The sequence below is a fragment of the Pseudomonas sp. Ag1 genome (genome assembly GCF_000278565.1).
Taxonomy (GTDB): domain Bacteria; phylum Pseudomonadota; class Gammaproteobacteria; order Pseudomonadales; family Pseudomonadaceae; genus Aquipseudomonas.
Genome location: NZ_AKVH01000090.1, coordinates 40,767 through 57,645 on the forward strand (window position 1 = coordinate 40,767; position 16,879 = coordinate 57,645).

A 16,879-nucleotide genomic window follows, 5' to 3' on the forward strand; every position below is an offset into this window, starting at 1 on the left:
TGTACCCCCCTCAAGGATATTGCGCCCCGGGAAAGCTTGGCCGCGTCATCAGATGCCGGCCGCCTGGAGTGTCGTGCAGGTGAACTTATCGCTACAGCTTTCCCTGGTGAGGAAGCTGACGACATGTCGCGTAATATTCATCCGTTTATCCGCCTGGCCCTGTGCAGCCAACTGCTCTGGCCCGTCGTGGCATCGGCCGATGCGGCCTATGATTCGCTGATCAACCAGGCCCGCAGTGGCAACTATGGTCCGGCCCTCAACCTGTTGCGCCAAATGCCCGCCGAGCGCCAGACGCCGGGGCAGGTCAGCGATCACCTGTTGATTGCCAGCTGGGCGCGCCAGGACGCCGAGGTGCTGACGGTCTACGAGGCCCAGGGCCGCTCACGCACCCTCACCACCCAGGCGCTGGCCACCGTCGCCCGCACCTATCGCAACCAGCAGCGTTGGGAACCGGCGATTGCCGTGTATCGCCAGGCGTTGCTGCGCGAGCCGAATAACCCGGACTTGCAACTCGGCCTGGCCCTGACCCAGGCGGACGCCGGCCAGACCGCTGAAGCGGTGCAGCGCACCCGCGCCCTGGTGGCCGCCAAGCCCGACGACGCCGACCGCCGCATGGCCCTGGGTTACGCACTGACCCGTGCCGGTTCTACCTATGACGCGCTGTTCGAATTCGACCAGGCGTTCATGCGTGCCGGCAACAAACCTGAAGTCGCCCACGAATACATCGTCGCCCTGCAACGTGCGCGCCTGCCGGAACCGGCCCTGCGCCTCGCTGCCCGGCGCCCTGGCCTGTTGGACCCGGTCACCCAACGCCGCCTCGAAGGCGACCTGGCCGCCGAGCGCGTGCGCATGGCCGAGTTCGCGACCCGCAGTGAAAAAGAGCGCTACGTCATCGCCGACCGTGCCCTCAAGGATTACGACCAACTGCTCACCACCTGGACACCGGATGCCAACGCCCATGATGACGTGGTGCGCTGGCGCATCGACCGTCTGGGCGCGCTGAAAGCCCGGGCGCGCACCGCCGAGGTGATCCGCGATTACGAAGTCTTGAAGGGCGAAGGCGTGCAACTGCCGACCTACGCCCTGCGCTGGGTCGCTGCCGCCTACCTCGACCAGCGCCAGCCGGAAAAGGCCGCGCCGCTGTATCGCCAGGCCCTGGCGGCAAGCGATGCGGACGCCGGCGATCACGTCGAAGACAGCACCGCGCTGTTCTACGCCCTGCTCGAAAACGATCAAGTGGTGGAAGCTCGCGAAGTCGCCGACAACCTGGCGAGCACCCAGAAACCCCGGGTCGAGCTCAAGGGCTTGCCCATCGGCAACCCCAACGACGCCTGGATGGACGCCCAACAATTGGCCGCCCAGGCCGGCACCTATGGCGCCGACCTGCCCGCCAGCGAAAAAGGCCTGGAAGCCCTGGTGCAACAGGCCCCCGGCAATATTGGCCTGCGCCTGGCCCAGGCCGATATGTACCGTGCCCGCGACTGGCCACGGCGCGCCGAAAACACCCTCAAGGAAACCGAAGCCCAGGCCCCGCGCGACATCGGCCTGGAGGTTTCCCAAGGCCACACTGCCCTCGATCTGCAGGAATGGCGCCAGCTCGATGCACTCACCGATGACGTGGTCGACCGCGCCCCGGACAACCGCCAGGTACAGCGCCTCAGCCGCCTGCGGGATGTGCACGACATGGCCGAATTGCGCGTCGAGGCCTACACCGGCAAAAGCAACGGCGGCGGCGATGACGGCGCGGGCGCGGTGTCCGGCAGCCGCGATTTCGGCATCGAAACCTTGCTCTACAGCCCGCCCATCGATGAAGACTGGCGCGTGTTCGGCGGGGCCGGCTACGCCACCGCCGATTTCGAAGAAGGCACCGGCCAACACCGTTGGCAGCGCCTCGGTGTAGAGCGGCGCACCCGCGACATGACCCTCGAAGCCGAGGTCTCCAATCACTCCTACGGCTTTGGCGACAAGCAGGGCGCGCGCATCGCGATTGCCCGCGACATCAATGACCAATGGCAGTACGGCGGCAGTCTCGATTACCTCTCCGCGAGCACCCCGCTGCGGGCACTGAATGCCGACATTACTGCCAACGGCGGCAGCGGGTTTATCCGCTGGCGCGCCAACGAAAGCCGCGAATGGAAACTGGCCCTGAGCCCGTCCCACTTCAGCGACGGCAACAACCGCCTCGAAGCGCTGCTCACCGGTCGCCAGGGCGTGTACAGCTCGCCGGGGGTGCAAGTCGACCTGGGCCTGGAAGTCGGCACCAGCCGCAACACCAAGGAAGACACGCCGTACTTCAACCCGCGCTCGGACTTCAGCGTGCTGCCCACGGCCACCGTCAACCACGTGCTCTACCACCGCTACGAAACCCAGTGGAGCCAGCAGTTCCAGGTGGGGGCGGGCACCTACAGCCAGCGCGACTACGGTACCGGCGGCGTTGCACTGGTGGGCTACGGCCAGCGGTTTCGCTGGAACGACGTGCTCGAAACCGGCGCCAACCTCAGCTGGATCAGCCGACCTTATGACGGTGAGCGCGAAAGCGACCTGCGCCTGATCGTCGACCTCACCTACCGCTTCTAGAAGAGTCCGATCATGCCCGTCTTGTCCCGTTGCCTGTTGGCCCTGGGGTTAATGCTGAGCAGCGCTTGCGCCCAGCAACCCGCACCTTTCACCCCACCCGCCGAGCGGCTCAAGCCTGCCAGCGAAGCGGCGTGGCCGAAGAACCATTTCCTCGGTATCGCCTACCACGACATCGAGGACCGCGACCCCGATCAGGCTGTCGTGGCCGTGCGCACCGAACGTTTGATCGAGCAGTTGGCGTGGCTGCGGGAAAACGGCTACCAGCCCGTCACCGTCGACCAGATTTTGGCGGCCCGCAACGGCGGCCCGGAGTTGCCGGCGAAGGCGATCATGCTCAGCTTCGATGACGGCTACGCGAGCTTCTACACCCGTGTGATGCCGATCCTGCGCAGCTACAACTGGCACGCGCTGCTGGCGCCGGTGGGTTCGTGGGTGGATACGCCGCTGAACCAGCCGGTGGATTTCGCCGGCACACCACGCCCGCGTTCGGACTTCCTGACCTGGCAGCAGGTGCGCGAAATCGCCCAGTCCGGCCTGGTGGAAATCGCCGCGCACACCGACGCCAACCACAAGGGCGTGCTGGCCAACCCACAAGGCAACCTGCAACCGGCCGCCACCACCCGACGCTTTGACCCGGCGACCCATCGCTACGAAACCGAAGCCCAGTTCCAGGCGCGGATGCGCACCGACGTGACGGCGATCTCCAACAAGATCCGCGCCGTCACCGGCAAGGCGCCGCGCGTGTGGGTGTGGCCTTACGGCGCTGCCGATGGCACCTCGCTGGCGGTGGTGGGCGAGCAGGGTTACCAGATGGCCCTGACCCTGGAAGACGGTCTCGACAGCCTCGGCAACCTGATGAGCAGCCCGCGCTTCCTGGTGGCCTCCGACCCGGACGGCGAACACTACGCCAACGCCATCGTCGCGACCCAGACTGAAGCCCCGCTGCGGGTGCTGCATGTGGACCTGGACAACGTCTACGACCCGGACCCGGAACAGCAGGTGCGCAACCTCGACAAACTGATCCAGCGTGTGGTCGACATGGGTGCCAGCACCGTGTTCCTGCAGGCTTTCGCCGACCCCAAGGGCGATGGCCTGGTGCGTTCGCTGTACTTCCCCAACCGCCATTTGCCGGTGCGCGCCGACCTGTTCAACCGCGTCACCTGGCAACTGCGCACCCGGGCCCACGTGAACGTATTTGCCTGGATGCCGGTGCTCAGTTTCGCCCTCGATTCGAAGCTGCCCCGCGTTACCCGTTGGGACCCGCAAACCGGCAAGGTCGCCATCGACCCGGACCAGTACCAGCGCCTGTCGCCGTTCGATCCGAAAGTGCGGCAGGTCATCGGTGAGATCTACGAAGACCTGGCGCGCACCAGTGCCATCGACGGCGTGCTGTTCCACGACGACGCGGTGCTGTCGGACTTCGAAGACGCCAGCCCGCTGGCGCTCAAGGCCTACGCCGCCAATGGCCTGCCGGACACCATCGAAGCCCTGCGCGCCGACCCTGCGGTGATGCAGCGCTGGACGCGTTTCAAGAGCCGCTACCTGATCGACTTCACCCATGAGCTGACGGCCAAGGTCCGCAAGCTGCGCGGCCCGCAGGTGCAGACTGCACGCAATATCTTCGCCGAACCGATGCTCAACCCGGGCAGCGAAGCCTGGTTCGCGCAGAACCTCGACGACTTCCTCACCAGCTACGACTGGACTGCGCCGATGGCCATGCCGCTGATGGAAGGCCAGGACCTCAAGGGCTCCAACGCCTGGCTGGAAAAGCTCGTGGCCACCGTCAAGGCCCGCCCCGGCGCGCTGCAACGCACAGTCTTCGAGTTGCAAGCCAAGGACTGGCGTACCTCGGCCGCCCCCGATCTGGACGGTGCACAAATGGCCGAGTGGATGGGCGTGCTCAAGCGTCAGGGCGTGACCAGTTTTGGCTACTACCCCGACAACTTCCTGGAGAATTCGCCGGATCTGAAAACCGTGCGTCCGGCCCTTTCCAACCAGTGGAATCCTTGACTCATGTTCGACAGAATCCTCGCGCTTATCGTGTTGTCGCTGGTATTGGGTGTGCCCCTGGGCCTGATCTTTCTGGTCACCGGGCAGTTCCTGATGGACTTCGTCTTCTTCTATCCACTGTTCATGTCCGGCTTGTGGATCGCCGGCGGCCTGTACTTCTGGCTGCACTGGGAGCGCCACTGGCCGTGGGCGGATGACACCCCCGCGCCGGTACTCGCCGGTGAGCCGCTGATCTCGATCCTGATCCCTTGCTACAACGAAGGCGACAACGCCGCCGAGACCATCGGCGCCGCGTTGGCCCAGCAATACCGCAACATCGAAGTGATCGCGATCAACGATGGCTCCAGCGACAACACCGCCGCCGTGCTCGATGCGTTGGCCCTGAAAGAGCCGCGCCTGCGGGTGCTGCACCTGGCGCAAAACCAGGGCAAGGCTGTGGCCTTGCGCATGGGCGCGGTAGCAGCGCGCAGCGAATACCTGGTGTGCATCGACGGCGATGCGTTGCTCTCGCCGAACACCGCGGCGTACCTGGTGGCGCCGATGCTCGACAACCCGCGCCTGGGGGCGGTCACCGGCAACCCGCGCATTCGCACGCGCTCCACCTTGATCGGCCGGGTGCAGGTAGGCGAGTTCTCTTCGATCATCGGCTTGATCAAGCGCACCCAGCGGGTCTTCGGGCGGATCTTCACCGTCTCCGGCGTGGTGGTGGCGTTTCGGCGGGCGGCCCTGGACCGGGTCGACTACTGGAGCACCGACATGATCACCGAAGACATCGACGTGAGCTGGAAGCTGCAACTGGACCACTGGAGCATCTTCTACGAGCCTCGCGCGCTGTGCTGGATCCTGATGCCGGAAACCCTCGGCGGCCTGTGGAAGCAACGCCTGCGCTGGGCCCAGGGCGGCGCTGAAGTGCTGTTCAAAAATATTCGTGGCATCTGGCAATGGCGCCATCGCTACCTGTGGCCGCTGCTGTTCGAGTACTGCCTGTCCACCGGTTGGGCCTTCACCTTTTTGCTCTCGGTGATTTTCTGGGCCGTGGGCAAGGTGGTGACGCTGCCTGCCGCCATCGCCGTCGACTCGCTGATGCCGCCGGCCTTCACCGGCCTGCTGCTGGCGGTGGTGTGCCTGGTGCAGTTCGCGGTGAGCATCATGATCGACCGGCGCTATGAAAAGGGCCTGTGGAAAACCCTGTTCTGGACCGTCTGGTACCCGTTGGTGTTCTGGCTGGTGAGCCTGTTCACCACCCTGGTCAGCTTCCCCAAAGTGTTGTTCCGCCAACACCAGAAACGCGCGCGCTGGGTCAGCCCGGATCGCGGTATCAAAGCCCCCACTACGGATGTGCAGCCATGAACCTGATCCGAACCCAACAGCGCCCGGTGATGTGGGCCATCGACGTATTCCTGACCCTGCTGGCCTGGGCCGGGCTGATTATCCTGCTGGTGCGCGGGCTGGTGCCGATGCTCGACAGCCACGGCGGCCCGCGGATCGATGCGCCGATTTTCGCGGCGCTGGATACCTTGCAGATCTACCTGTGGATTGCCGTCTTCAACGCGATGGTACTGATCAGTTGGGCACGCTACCAGCAGCGACGTGGCAAGCACTTTGCCCAGCGGCGCTCGGCGGCCAAGGCCTTGAGCGACCAGCATTTGAGCGACAGCTTCAGCCTGGGGGAAGGTGACCTGGAGCAACTGCGCCGCCCGGGTGTGCTGGTGATTCATAACGACCACGAAGGGGGTGTGCAGGAAGTGACAGCCCATGTGTCCCGGCATGTGGAGCGGCCAGGGTTGAAGTTGGTGGCGGGGCAGGAGCGGACCAAGGAGGTTGGTTAACCGGGATATCGAAAAATGGGATCCAATTCACAAAATAACCGCGAACTTTTCTCATCTTTTGGCTACTAACCAGTCTTGATACCGCATTGATGGCCAAGTAATGGCAATTGTAAGCGCCACCATTGGAGGTGTATCAAAACTGTTACCGCTTGTCGGAATAAAAATTCCAATTGCAAGCAATTAAACGTTGCATGATTTATTTATTGTTAATAATCAGCAACTTATATGCCTGTTAAACATAACTTCCCACTAAGCCAGAATCTTGGCCCACCGGAAGTTCGATGTTAGTTTGCCGGCCCCCGCTTTTTCGACGGATCGAACATGTCTTTATTATTGCCACGGACTCGGCTGCTGCTGGGCGTTTGCCTGCTGACTTGCTTCGCACTCAATAGTGCGACGGCTGCGCCCACGCCTGGCGATCAGGACCTGATCCGCGACCGGCAAAACCGTCTGCTGGAAGAACAGCGCCGGCGCCTTGAAGACCTCAAGGAACTGCCCGGCAAAGAAGCCAAGCCCCAAGCGCCTGCCACCCCGGCCGACACCCGTTGCTTCCCGATCAAAGACATCGAACTCAAGGGTGCCGACAGCCTGCCTACACCGGACCGCGAGCGCCTGCTCAAGCCGTATATCGGCCAGTGCCTGGGCGTCTCCCAGCTCAACCAAGTGCTCAAGTCGATCACCGACTACTACATCGACAAAGGCATGGTTACCAGCCGTGCTTACTTGCCGCAGCAGGACCTTTCCACCGGCCACCTCCAGGTGTTGGTGGTGGAAGGCAAGCTCGAAGGCTTGAAGGGCGCCGACGGCAGCAACCTGTCCCCGCGCGAGCTGGCCATGGCCTTCCCCGGCAAGGTCGGCGAGCAGCTCAACCTGCGGGAAATCGAGCAGTTGGTGGACCAGTTGAATCGCTTGCCGTCCAAGCAGGCGCAAATGGAACTGACCCCCGGAAGCCAGGTGGGCGGCAGTGAAGTGCAGGTCAGGAACGTCCCGCAGAAGCCCTGGCGCGCCAGCCTGTCGCGCAATAACGACGGGCAGAAAAGTACTGGCGAACAGCAGTGGGGCGCCGGCCTTGAGTGGGACAGCCCCCTGGGCCTGGCCGACCAGTTGGTGTTGCGCGGTGGCCACGATGGCGTCAGCGACCATCAGAAAACCTCGAAAAACACCATGCTCTACTACAACGTGCCGTGGGGCTGGTGGAACTTCAGCTACACCTACAGCGAGAGTGATTACCGCACCTTTGGCGTAACCAACGACTTTAAATTCAAGCAGAACGGCGACAACGAAAACCACCAACTGCGCGCCGAGCGCGTGATCCATCGTGACGACGTGAGCAAGACCTCGGTGAACGTCGGCCTGTCGCACCTGCGCACCAACAACTACATCCTCGACGTGCGCACCGAGCCCAGCAGCAACCGCCTCAGTGAACTGCAACTGGGCATCAACCACGGTCGCCGCATCGGCAATGCCTTCGTCAACCTCGACCTGGGCATGCAGAACGGTATCGGCGCCTTCGATGCCCAAGCTGAAAACGAGCGCGATCAGTACGGCAATCGCCTACCCAACGCGCGCTACCGCAAATACACCGCCACCGTCAGCTACTTGCAGCCGTTCACGCTGTGGGGTGAGTCGTTCAGTTTCTCCAGCCTGGCCACCGGCCAACGCAGTGAAGACATTCTGTTCAGCCCCCAGCGCATGAGCCTCGGCGGCTCGGCCTCGGTGCGCGGTTTCAAAGACCAGCAGCTCACCGGCGACAGCGGCGGCTACTGGCGCAACGACGTGCGCTGGGCGCGCCCGGTGACCTGGGACTGGATGCGCCCGGCCTTTGCCGAATACGGCGCCAGCGTCGGCTACGACCAGGGTGTGATCAGCAACGACCGCTATAACGGTGAAGTGCATGGCCGGGTCTCGAGCAACTCGTTGGAGTTGTTCGCCCGTGGCAAATACGTCAGCACCAGCGTGACCTTTGCCCATTCCCTGGAACGCCCGGCAGTGATGAGCGAGCGCGAAGCGCCGATCTACTTCCGCATGGATTTCTTCCTGTAATTCAACGCCCCGTTACATCGAGAATATGACAATGGATGTTCGCCACTTTGCCTTCCTGGCCCGCCAACCTTCTGCTGCGCTGAAACCGCGAGACTCGTTCTTCGGCCTGCCCAAGCGCGGCCTGGTGCTGATCCTGGCCAACGCGCTGTTCTGGCAGCCGCTGCTGGCCCAGGCCGGAGGCATTGTGGTCAGTGCGCCGGGCACCACCGTCGGCCAGGCCGGCAATGGCGTACCGGTGGTGAACATCGCCACCCCCAATGGCAGTGGCTTGTCCCATAACCAATTCAAGGACTACAACGTCGGCCCCAACGGCGTGATCCTCAACAACGCCAACGGCCCCATGACGAACACCCAGCTGGGTGGCTACATCGTCGGCAACCCCAACCTCAAGGGCGGCGCGGCCAGCGTCATCCTCAACGAAGTCAACGGCGGCAGCCCCAGCCAACTGCGCGGCTACACCGAAGTGGCGGGCCAGTCGGCCAAGGTCATCGTCGCCAACCCGTACGGCGTTACATGCAGCGGCTGCGGCTTCATCAACACCCCCAACGTGACCCTCACCACCGGCAAACCGGTGCTCGACGCCAGCGGCCAGTTGCAGCGCTACCAGGTTGACGGCGGCGCCGTGACCATCGACGGCGAAGGCTTGAATGCCAGCAACGTCGACCGCTTCGAAATCATCACCCGCTCGGCCAAGATCAATGCGCAGATCAACGCACGAGAATTGACCGTCATTGCCGGGCGTAACGACGTCGATGCCAAAAGCCTGAAAGCCACCGCGCGCGCCGATGACGGCAGTGCCAAGCCCGAGCTGGCCATCGACTCCTCGGCGCTGGGCGGTATGTACGCCGGTGCGATCAAACTGGTGGGCACCGAAGCCGGCGTGGGTGTGAAGCTCGACGGTACGCTGGCCGCCAGTGGCGGCGACATCCAGCTGGATGCCAACGGGCGCCTGAGCATGGCGCAGACGGCGACCACCGGTAACCTCAAGGTCACCGCGCAGAACGTGAACCTGACCGACAAGGTCTACGCCGCCGGCAATGTGCAGGTGAACAGTGCTGAAGAACTGGTCAACCAAAAGAGCCTGGCCGCTGGCCAACGCATCGAACTCAAAGCCACCACCGTCACCAACCCGGGCATCATCGAAGCAGGCGTGCAGGCCGATAACAGCCGCAATGCCACCGGCGATGTGGTGGTGAATACGCAAACCCTGAACACCAGCGGCAACGTCCTGGCCAGCCGCTCGCTGAGCGCCACGGCCACCCGGGAACTGAACAACCAGGGCGCAGTGATCCAGGGTAAAACCGTCACGCTGAACAGTGCCAGACTGACCAACCAGGGCGCCACCGCGCGGGTGTATGGCGAGCAAGCGCTGGCGATCAACGCGCCGGCCATCGTCAACCTCGGCGGGCTGATTCGCTTCGGTGCCGATCAGGCGGCAACGCTGCAAACCGATTCGCTGGATAACCGCCAGGGCCATATCCAGGTCGCGGGCGGCAGCTTGACGCTCAACAGCGGCACGCTGAATAACACCGGCGGGCAGATTGTCGCGGGCAACCTCGGTGTAACAGCGGACACAATCAACAACCAGAACGGTTTCCTGGTTGCCGACGCCGTGACGGTCAACGCCGCCCGCCTCGACAACAGTGCCAAGGGCTTGATCAGTGCCGAGAAAGGCGCGCTCAACCTCACCGTCACCAACACCTTCAACAACAGCCAGGGTCATGCCCAGGCTGGCACTGACTTGAACCTGCGCGCCGGTGACGTCGCCAACCAGGACGGCAAGCTGGTGGGTGGGCAACTCACCGCTACCCTCGGCAGCCTCAGCAACAACGACGCAGGTGTACTCAGCGCGGATGCCGGCAAGTTGACCTTGACCGTCGCCCAACAGTTGAACAACGCCAAAGGTCACTTGCAGGCCGCCCAGGGCGACATCGAACTGCACGCCGCGAGCCTGGATAACCAGGGCGGCGCCATCATCGGCAAGCAGTTGCTGCTGGATGCGCGAAGCGGGCAGATCGACAACCGCGCCGGGCGTATCGTCGGTGACCAACTGGACGTCCGCGCCGGCAGCCTCGACAACCGCAGTGCCGGGTTGCTGGCCGGTGGTGTGCCGGGTGTGAGCGTGGTGCTGAACGACCAATTGCTCAATACCCAGGGCCGTATTCAAAGTGAGGGTGACCTGCTGCTGACCGGCAAGCGCCTGGGCAACAGCGCCGGGATCCTGCTGGGCAAGGCCCTCACTGTCACCGCGCAAGACCTCGACAACAGCAGCAAGGGCGCGCTGGTCAGCAATGACGGCGACATCACCCTCAACATCAGCAACCTGCTGACCAACACCAACGGTGTGATCGACGCCGCCGAACGCAGTGTGCTGGTCAAGGCCTTGACCACCCTCAACAACCAGGGCGGCACCTTGCGGGGCAAGCGCCTGGATATCGCGGCGCAAACCCTCGACAACGACCAGGGCCAACTCCTGGCCGGCAATCAGGGCGTGAGCTACCGCGGCCAGGACCTGAGCAATCGCCAGGGCATGATCCTCAGCGGTGGTGCGGCGGTCGACCTGACGCTGGGCACCTTGAACAACCAGGCCGGCACCGTGCAAGGCGACAGCTTGACGGTGACAGCCGACAGCGTCGACAACAGCCAAGACGGCACCAAGGCCGGCGCGTTGACCGCCTTGAAGAGCGACCTGCAACTGACGGTCGAGGCCTTGACCAACCGGGGCGGCAAACTGTTCGGCAAGGAGCACGTCACCGTCTCCGGCGCCATCCTGGACAACAGCGCCAACGGCCAGATCAGCGGCAATCAGCTCAGCCTGACCTCGCGTACCCAACTGACCAACCAGGGCGGCCTGATTGAGTCCAACCAGGGCCTGACCTTCAATGGCGGCAACCTCGACAACAGCGCGGGCGGCCAACTGCGGGCGATGGAAGGCGCCAGCAGCACGCTGACGGTCACCGACCAACTGAATAACCAGAACGGCATTCTTGAATTCGGCAGCCAGGCCTTCAGCCTCAGCGCCGGGCATCTGAATAACCAGGCCGGGCAACTGCAGCACGCTGGCACCGGCGTGTTCAGCCTCAATACCAGCAGCCTCAGCGGCAGCCAGGGCAGCATCAATGGCCTGGGCACCGCCGACTGGTCGTTCGGCCGGGTCGATGGCCTCGGCCGTGTGCAACTCAATGAAGCCTTGCACTACACCAGCACCCAGGGCCTGAGCCTCAAGGCCGGCGACCGCCTGGCCAGCGCCAAGGGTCTGACCCTGGATATCGCCAGCCTGGATAACGCGGGCGAGTTGCTCAGCGACGGTGACCTGAGTGTCAACCTGACCGGCGACATGACCAACAGTGGCCGCCTTTCGGCCCAGCAAAAACTGAGCGTGGTCGCCAACAACCTCAGCCAGAACGGCGGGCGTTTGGCCGGCGGCACCACCACCCGCATCACCCTGGGCGGTACGCTGGATAACCTCGGCTACCTCACCGCACGCCAGCAACTCGACATTGCCGCCGCACACATCAACAACCGCGGCACCCTCGGTTCACAAGGCAACGTCAACCTCAGCGCCAGCAATGGCATCAGCAATAGCGCCGACACGCTGCTGTTCAGCGGCGGCGATCTGACCCTGCGCGGGAACAGCTTCAGCAACCTGTACGGCGACGTCTACAGCAAGGGCAACCTGAGTTTCGCGGCGCTCGATGGCGGCATGGCGGCGGGCTTCAGCAACCTTTCCGGTACGGTTGAAAGCGAAGGCAATATCGGCATCAGTGCGCGGAATGTGGAAAACGCCAAGGCTGAATTCGAGTTGGGCCAGACCATCACCACCGGCAGCCTCAATTGGCAGTGCGGCCAGCACTGCGGCGGGCACGACTCGTTCAAGCGCGGTCAAATCACCATCAACCAGACCTACCTTGAATCCGCGATCAAGGACTCGGCCTCTGCGCGCCTGGTGGCGGGCAAAGACCTGCTGATCCAGGGCGACAACGTCCAGAACCGCTATAGCCTGCTGGCGGCGAATGGCAACCTGAGCATCACCGCCAACGACCTGCTCAACCAGGGCGCCGCGACTCGCACCGGGCAGAACACCATCGTCATCGGCACCCCGCAGCGCATCGACACCGATGAGTGGGACCGGATGGAATACATCGACGTACCCGCCTTCAACGCAGCAGTGGCAGCGGGTAATTTCGATGAAGCACGCTTTGAGGTGCTCAAGGCCCGGTCGAGCGACTGGCGTTTCTCCGAGCAAAGCAACGTCACCACCTGGACCGACAACGGCGGCCCAGGCTACACCGCGACGATACAGGCCGGTGGCGCGGTCAACCTCAACGTTGCGCGCACCCTGCAAAATGGCACGTTGCACACCAACACCCTGGAGCAACTGACCGGCACCCTCGGTGACGACCAGACCGGCATCCCCGTCGGCGGCATCAACATCAACCTGAGCAAGCACGTCAACGACGCCACCGCCCAGGCGCCGAGCAGCGTATTGCCGGTGACCAGCATCGCGCCCGACGGCCGCTACGTACCCGTGGACTACACCGGCGAGTCCTTCACCCCGGTCGACCCCACCACCGCGCCCGGCTTCCAGTTGCCCAAGGGCGACTACGGCCTGTTCATCAAAAACGCCGACCCCACCAGTCACTACCTGATCGAGACCAACCCGAACCTCACCACTGTGGCGGGCTTCTTCAGCTCCGACTACATGCTCGGCAAGCTCGGCTACAGCCCCGACAACGCCTGGCGTCGCCTGGGTGACGGGCAATACGAGTCACGGCTGATCCGCGATGCGGTGCTGGCGCAAACCGGGCAACGCTTCCTCGCCGGTGGCCTGACCAGCGACTACGACCAGTTCCGCTACCTGATGGACAACGCCCTGGCCAGCAAGGACGCCTTGCGCCTGAGCGTCGGCGTATCCCTCACTGACCAGCAAGTCGGCGCCCTGACCCACGACATCGTGTGGATGGAAAACCGCGTGGTCGACGGCCAGACCGTGCTCGTGCCGGTGCTCTACCTGGCCCAGGCCGACTCCCGCAACGTGCGCGGCAACAGCCTGATCCAGGGCCGCGACCTCAACCTGATGACCGGCGGCGACCTGATCAACGTCGGCACCCTGCGCGCCAGCAACAACCTCTCAGTGGCCAGCAGCGGCAGCCTCTACACCGGCGGCCTGATCGAGGCCGGCAACAACCTCAGCCTGCTGGCCCAGGACAGCATCCGCAATTCCATGGCTGGCGAGATACGCGGCACCCAGGTCAGCCTCACCACCCTGAAGGGCGACATCACCAACGACAACACCGCCATCCAGGTGCGCCAGGGTGCCGGCATGCGCACCCTCACCGACAGCAGCGCCGGCACCATCACCGCCCGCGAAAACCTGGCCATCGACGCTGGCCGCGACCTCACCAACCACGGTGCACTCACCGCCGGCGGCGATGCCGACCTGAAAGCCGGGCGCGACCTCAACCTGATCGCCGTCAGCGACACCAGCGAGATCCACGCCTTCAGCGACGGCGGGCACAAATCCAGCATCACCACCGACGTGAAAAACCAAGCGGCCACGGTCACGGCCGGTGGCAACCTGAGCATGGTGGCGGGGCAAGACGTCAACATCATCGGCAGCAACGCCACCGCGGGTAAGGACCTGAACATTCAGGCCGGGCGCGATTTCAACGTGGCGTCTGTCAGCGATGTGCACAACGTCGAAGGCAAGGAAAAAGACGGCAAGAAACGCATTAAGACCGCGGATGAGCAGACCACGCAGTTAGCCAGTGTGCTGACGGCGGGCAGGGACTTTACGAGCCAGGCCGGGCGCGACACCACGCTGGTGGCGAGCAAGATCAGTGCGGGGAATGAGGCTTATCTGTATAGCGGGGATAAGTTGAATTTGCTGGCGGCGCAGAACAGTACTCATACGTTGTATGACATGAAGGAGAACGGTGGCTGGGGCGCGAAGAAAGAGCAGCGAGACGAAGTAACCCGCACCACGAACGTTGGGACCGAGATCAAGACTGGCGGCAACCTCACGTTGATCAGCGAAGGTGACCAGCGTTACCAGGTCGCGAAGCTTGATAGTGGTAATGACATCATTCTTAACAGTGGCGGGGCCATCGTCTTTGAAGGCGTCAAAGACCTTCATGACGAGAGCCATACCAAGAGCAAGGGTGACCTCGCTTGGTTCAGCGCCAAAGGTAAAGGCAACACTGACGAAACGCTGCGCCAGAGTGAAATGATCGCTCAAGGGCAGGTCGTTATCAAAGCTGTCGACGGATTGAAGATTGATGTCAGGCAGATCGATCAGCAAACCGTTAGTCAGACCATCGATACCATGGTCAAAGCCGATCCGAATCTGGCTTGGCTCAAGGATGCTGAAAAGCGCGGTGACGTGGACTGGCGCCAAGTCAAAGAGATCCACGATAGCTTCAAATACAGTAACTCCGGTTTAGGTGCGGGCTCGCAGATTGTAATAGCAATTCTGATGGCCGCATTTGTCGGGCCGTTGGCAATGACTGCGGCTGCAGGTGCTGGAGCAGGCGTCGCTGTCGCGGCAGGTGCGGGAGCCGTAGCGGCAGGCGCTGCGACCAATGCGACGGTTAGTGTCGTTAATAATCGTGGCAACTTAGGGGCGGTGTTCAAGGATGTCACCTCTTCGGATGCTTTGAAGGGGTATACGATTTCCGGTGTGACCGCTGGATTGACCGCAGCTTATTTTGATGGCTGGACCGGAACTCATACTGATCAGGCGACTAAGCAAATAACGGGGCCACAGCTCAACACATGGACTGGTGTAGGGCAGTTTGCCGCGAACCAGACATTGCAAGGCGGTACTTCAACGCTGTTGAGTAAAGCATTGGGGCAGGGCGGCAGTGGGAGTGAGGCGCTGAAAACTGCGCTATTCAATACCCTGGCAGCGGCCAGCTTCAATGCCGTCGGCGACTACACGAAAAAGTGGAACATCGAAAACGGTTCAATTCCCAAGATCGCGATTCATGCGATGGTCGGTGGCCTCTTGGCCGAAGCAACGGGTGGAGATTTCCGTACAGGCGCATTGGCAGCCGGCGCCAATGAGGCACTGGTCGTACAGCTTAACGACATCGTGAAGGGCGACAAGACATTGTTGTCCATGAGTTCTCAACTGGTCGGTGTTTTAGCTGCGGCCACACAAAAAGATGCAGATGCTAGCAAATTGGAGAAGGGTGGCTGGGTGGCGAAAAATGCCACGCAGTACAACCACCAGCTTCACAAGTCTCAAGCCGATGCGTTGGATGAACAGCGACGGTTCCATCCGGAAAAGGCTGATCGTTTGAATGCGGCGGCCTGCGCTTTGGTTAGTTGCGCAGAGTCGATCCCGACCAACGATGAAACCTATAAGGACTTCAAGGCACTTCAGGATCGCGGCGCCACTTTTAGTGAGGAGATCGCGTTACTTGAGGCGACCGGCCAGTTTGGTGGCCGTAGTTGGCAGGATTGGAGCGACGATACGCTCAATGCTCACGGCAAGGCGGTGCAGGTCGTTGGAGCAAGCAAAGACACTGCCCTTGGCCTAGTCGGAGGGGCTACTGCATATACCGGGATGGTGATGTCGTCACCCGCATGTGTTGGCGTTGTTACCTGTGCCTTACCCATCGGCTTAGGAGCGCTTGGCACCACCTCGATGGTGGGGGCATGGGATTCTGCTAGCCGGATTACGGCGGATTTTAAATCCAATGAGCCCGACCGAGTGCTAGCTTCTTTCTTTCCGGAAACCTTTCCAGGAGAGTCGAGCGTAACGTCTGACCTGGCATGGAGCACGGCGAAATCCGCAGCTCAGGCGGCTCTGTTTGGCGGCGCGAGTAAATACTTTAATGGTAAGTTAGCTGGAGAGCTTGCCAGTGGTGCAAAAGGGCTAGGTTCTGCTGGTACGGGCACGACGGCGGGTAGTAATGTTGCAAGTACGACGCCTAAAGTTGATGTTTTTTGGAATAAAACAACAGTTCTAGATAGGACTGTTTATCAACGTAACGACCTCTTTGACCCAGAGGCCCTATCGACCTGGAGAGTACGAGGTAAAACTGTTGAAGGCTCAAACCTTGAGAGGATGGCCTCGGGTCGAGCACCAATTGGGTATGATGGGAAATCAGTTGAGTTACATCATCTCTCGCAAACTGAAGTTAATGGATTCGCTGGTACTCGTGGTTCACTTGCAGAAGTTGGTTCTGTTTTCCATAGCCAGAATAGCAGTGTTCTTCATGTCCCATCCAATGCCGCTCAAAGCTTTAGGTATACTCGTTACAAAGACTCTGCAGAATACAGAAACCCTACGACTGACTATGTTTCAGTTCCTACGGATTTGAATGCAAAAACATTGACAAAGCAGGCTAAAGAGTTTAACTCTTATCAGTCGGATTATTGGAAGTTGCGGGCTCGGAGCGGGGAGTAATTAG

The 16,879-nt window shown here is 62.2% G+C and carries 6 protein-coding genes; all 6 read left to right on the forward strand.

Annotated elements, in window-relative coordinates; genetic code table 11:
* Window positions 1-123: 123 nt before the first annotated feature.
* The 6 genes from pgaA (at window position 124) to A462_RS21490 (ending at window position 16,875) form a co-directional block, all read left to right on the forward strand.
* Complete coding sequence (gene pgaA / locus A462_RS21515; RefSeq protein WP_008433659.1) at window positions 124-2,577, forward strand: poly-beta-1,6 N-acetyl-D-glucosamine export porin PgaA; 2,454 nt, start codon at window positions 124-126, stop codon at window positions 2,575-2,577.
* A 12-nt stretch (window positions 2,578-2,589) separates the two neighbouring features.
* On the forward strand, window positions 2,590-4,587 hold the full coding sequence (gene pgaB, locus A462_RS21510) for a poly-beta-1,6-N-acetyl-D-glucosamine N-deacetylase PgaB (protein WP_008433662.1): 1,998 nt from the start codon (window positions 2,590-2,592) through the stop codon (window positions 4,585-4,587).
* A 3-nt stretch (window positions 4,588-4,590) separates the two neighbouring features.
* Window positions 4,591-5,937 (forward strand): poly-beta-1,6-N-acetyl-D-glucosamine synthase, encoded by a 1,347-nt coding sequence (gene pgaC / locus A462_RS21505; RefSeq protein WP_003218180.1) that lies wholly within the window; start codon window positions 4,591-4,593, stop codon window positions 5,935-5,937.
* Entirely contained in the window at window positions 5,934-6,416 is a 483-nt protein-coding gene (gene pgaD, locus A462_RS21500) for a poly-beta-1,6-N-acetyl-D-glucosamine biosynthesis protein PgaD (protein WP_008433665.1), read from the forward strand. Before pgaC ends, pgaD begins: the two co-directional genes overlap by 4 nt.
* 321 nt (window positions 6,417-6,737) lie before the next feature.
* Entirely contained in the window at window positions 6,738-8,459 is a 1,722-nt protein-coding gene (locus tag A462_RS21495) for a ShlB/FhaC/HecB family hemolysin secretion/activation protein (protein ID WP_008433666.1), read from the forward strand.
* A gap of 31 nt (window positions 8,460-8,490) precedes the next feature.
* Window positions 8,491-16,875, forward strand: coding sequence for a two-partner secretion domain-containing protein (locus A462_RS21490; protein WP_008433667.1), 8,385 nt, complete (start codon window positions 8,491-8,493; stop codon window positions 16,873-16,875).
* Window positions 16,876-16,879: the final 4 nt, after the last annotated feature.

What these genes read in the sequence shown, in the direction of transcription:
- A462_RS21495 (WP_008433666.1), top strand. Translation starts at nt 6,738, where the DNA reads ATGTCTTTATTATTGCCACGGACTCGGCTGCTGCTGGGCGTTTGCCTG.
- pgaB (WP_008433662.1), top strand. Translation starts at nt 2,590, where the DNA reads ATGCCCGTCTTGTCCCGTTGCCTGTTGGCCCTGGGGTTAATGCTGAGC.
- A462_RS21490 (WP_008433667.1), top strand. Translation starts at nt 8,491, where the DNA reads ATGGATGTTCGCCACTTTGCCTTCCTGGCCCGCCAACCTTCTGCTGCG.
- pgaC (WP_003218180.1), top strand. Translation starts at nt 4,591, where the DNA reads ATGTTCGACAGAATCCTCGCGCTTATCGTGTTGTCGCTGGTATTGGGT.
- pgaA (WP_008433659.1), top strand. Translation starts at nt 124, where the DNA reads ATGTCGCGTAATATTCATCCGTTTATCCGCCTGGCCCTGTGCAGCCAA.
- pgaD (WP_008433665.1), top strand. Translation starts at nt 5,934, where the DNA reads ATGAACCTGATCCGAACCCAACAGCGCCCGGTGATGTGGGCCATCGAC.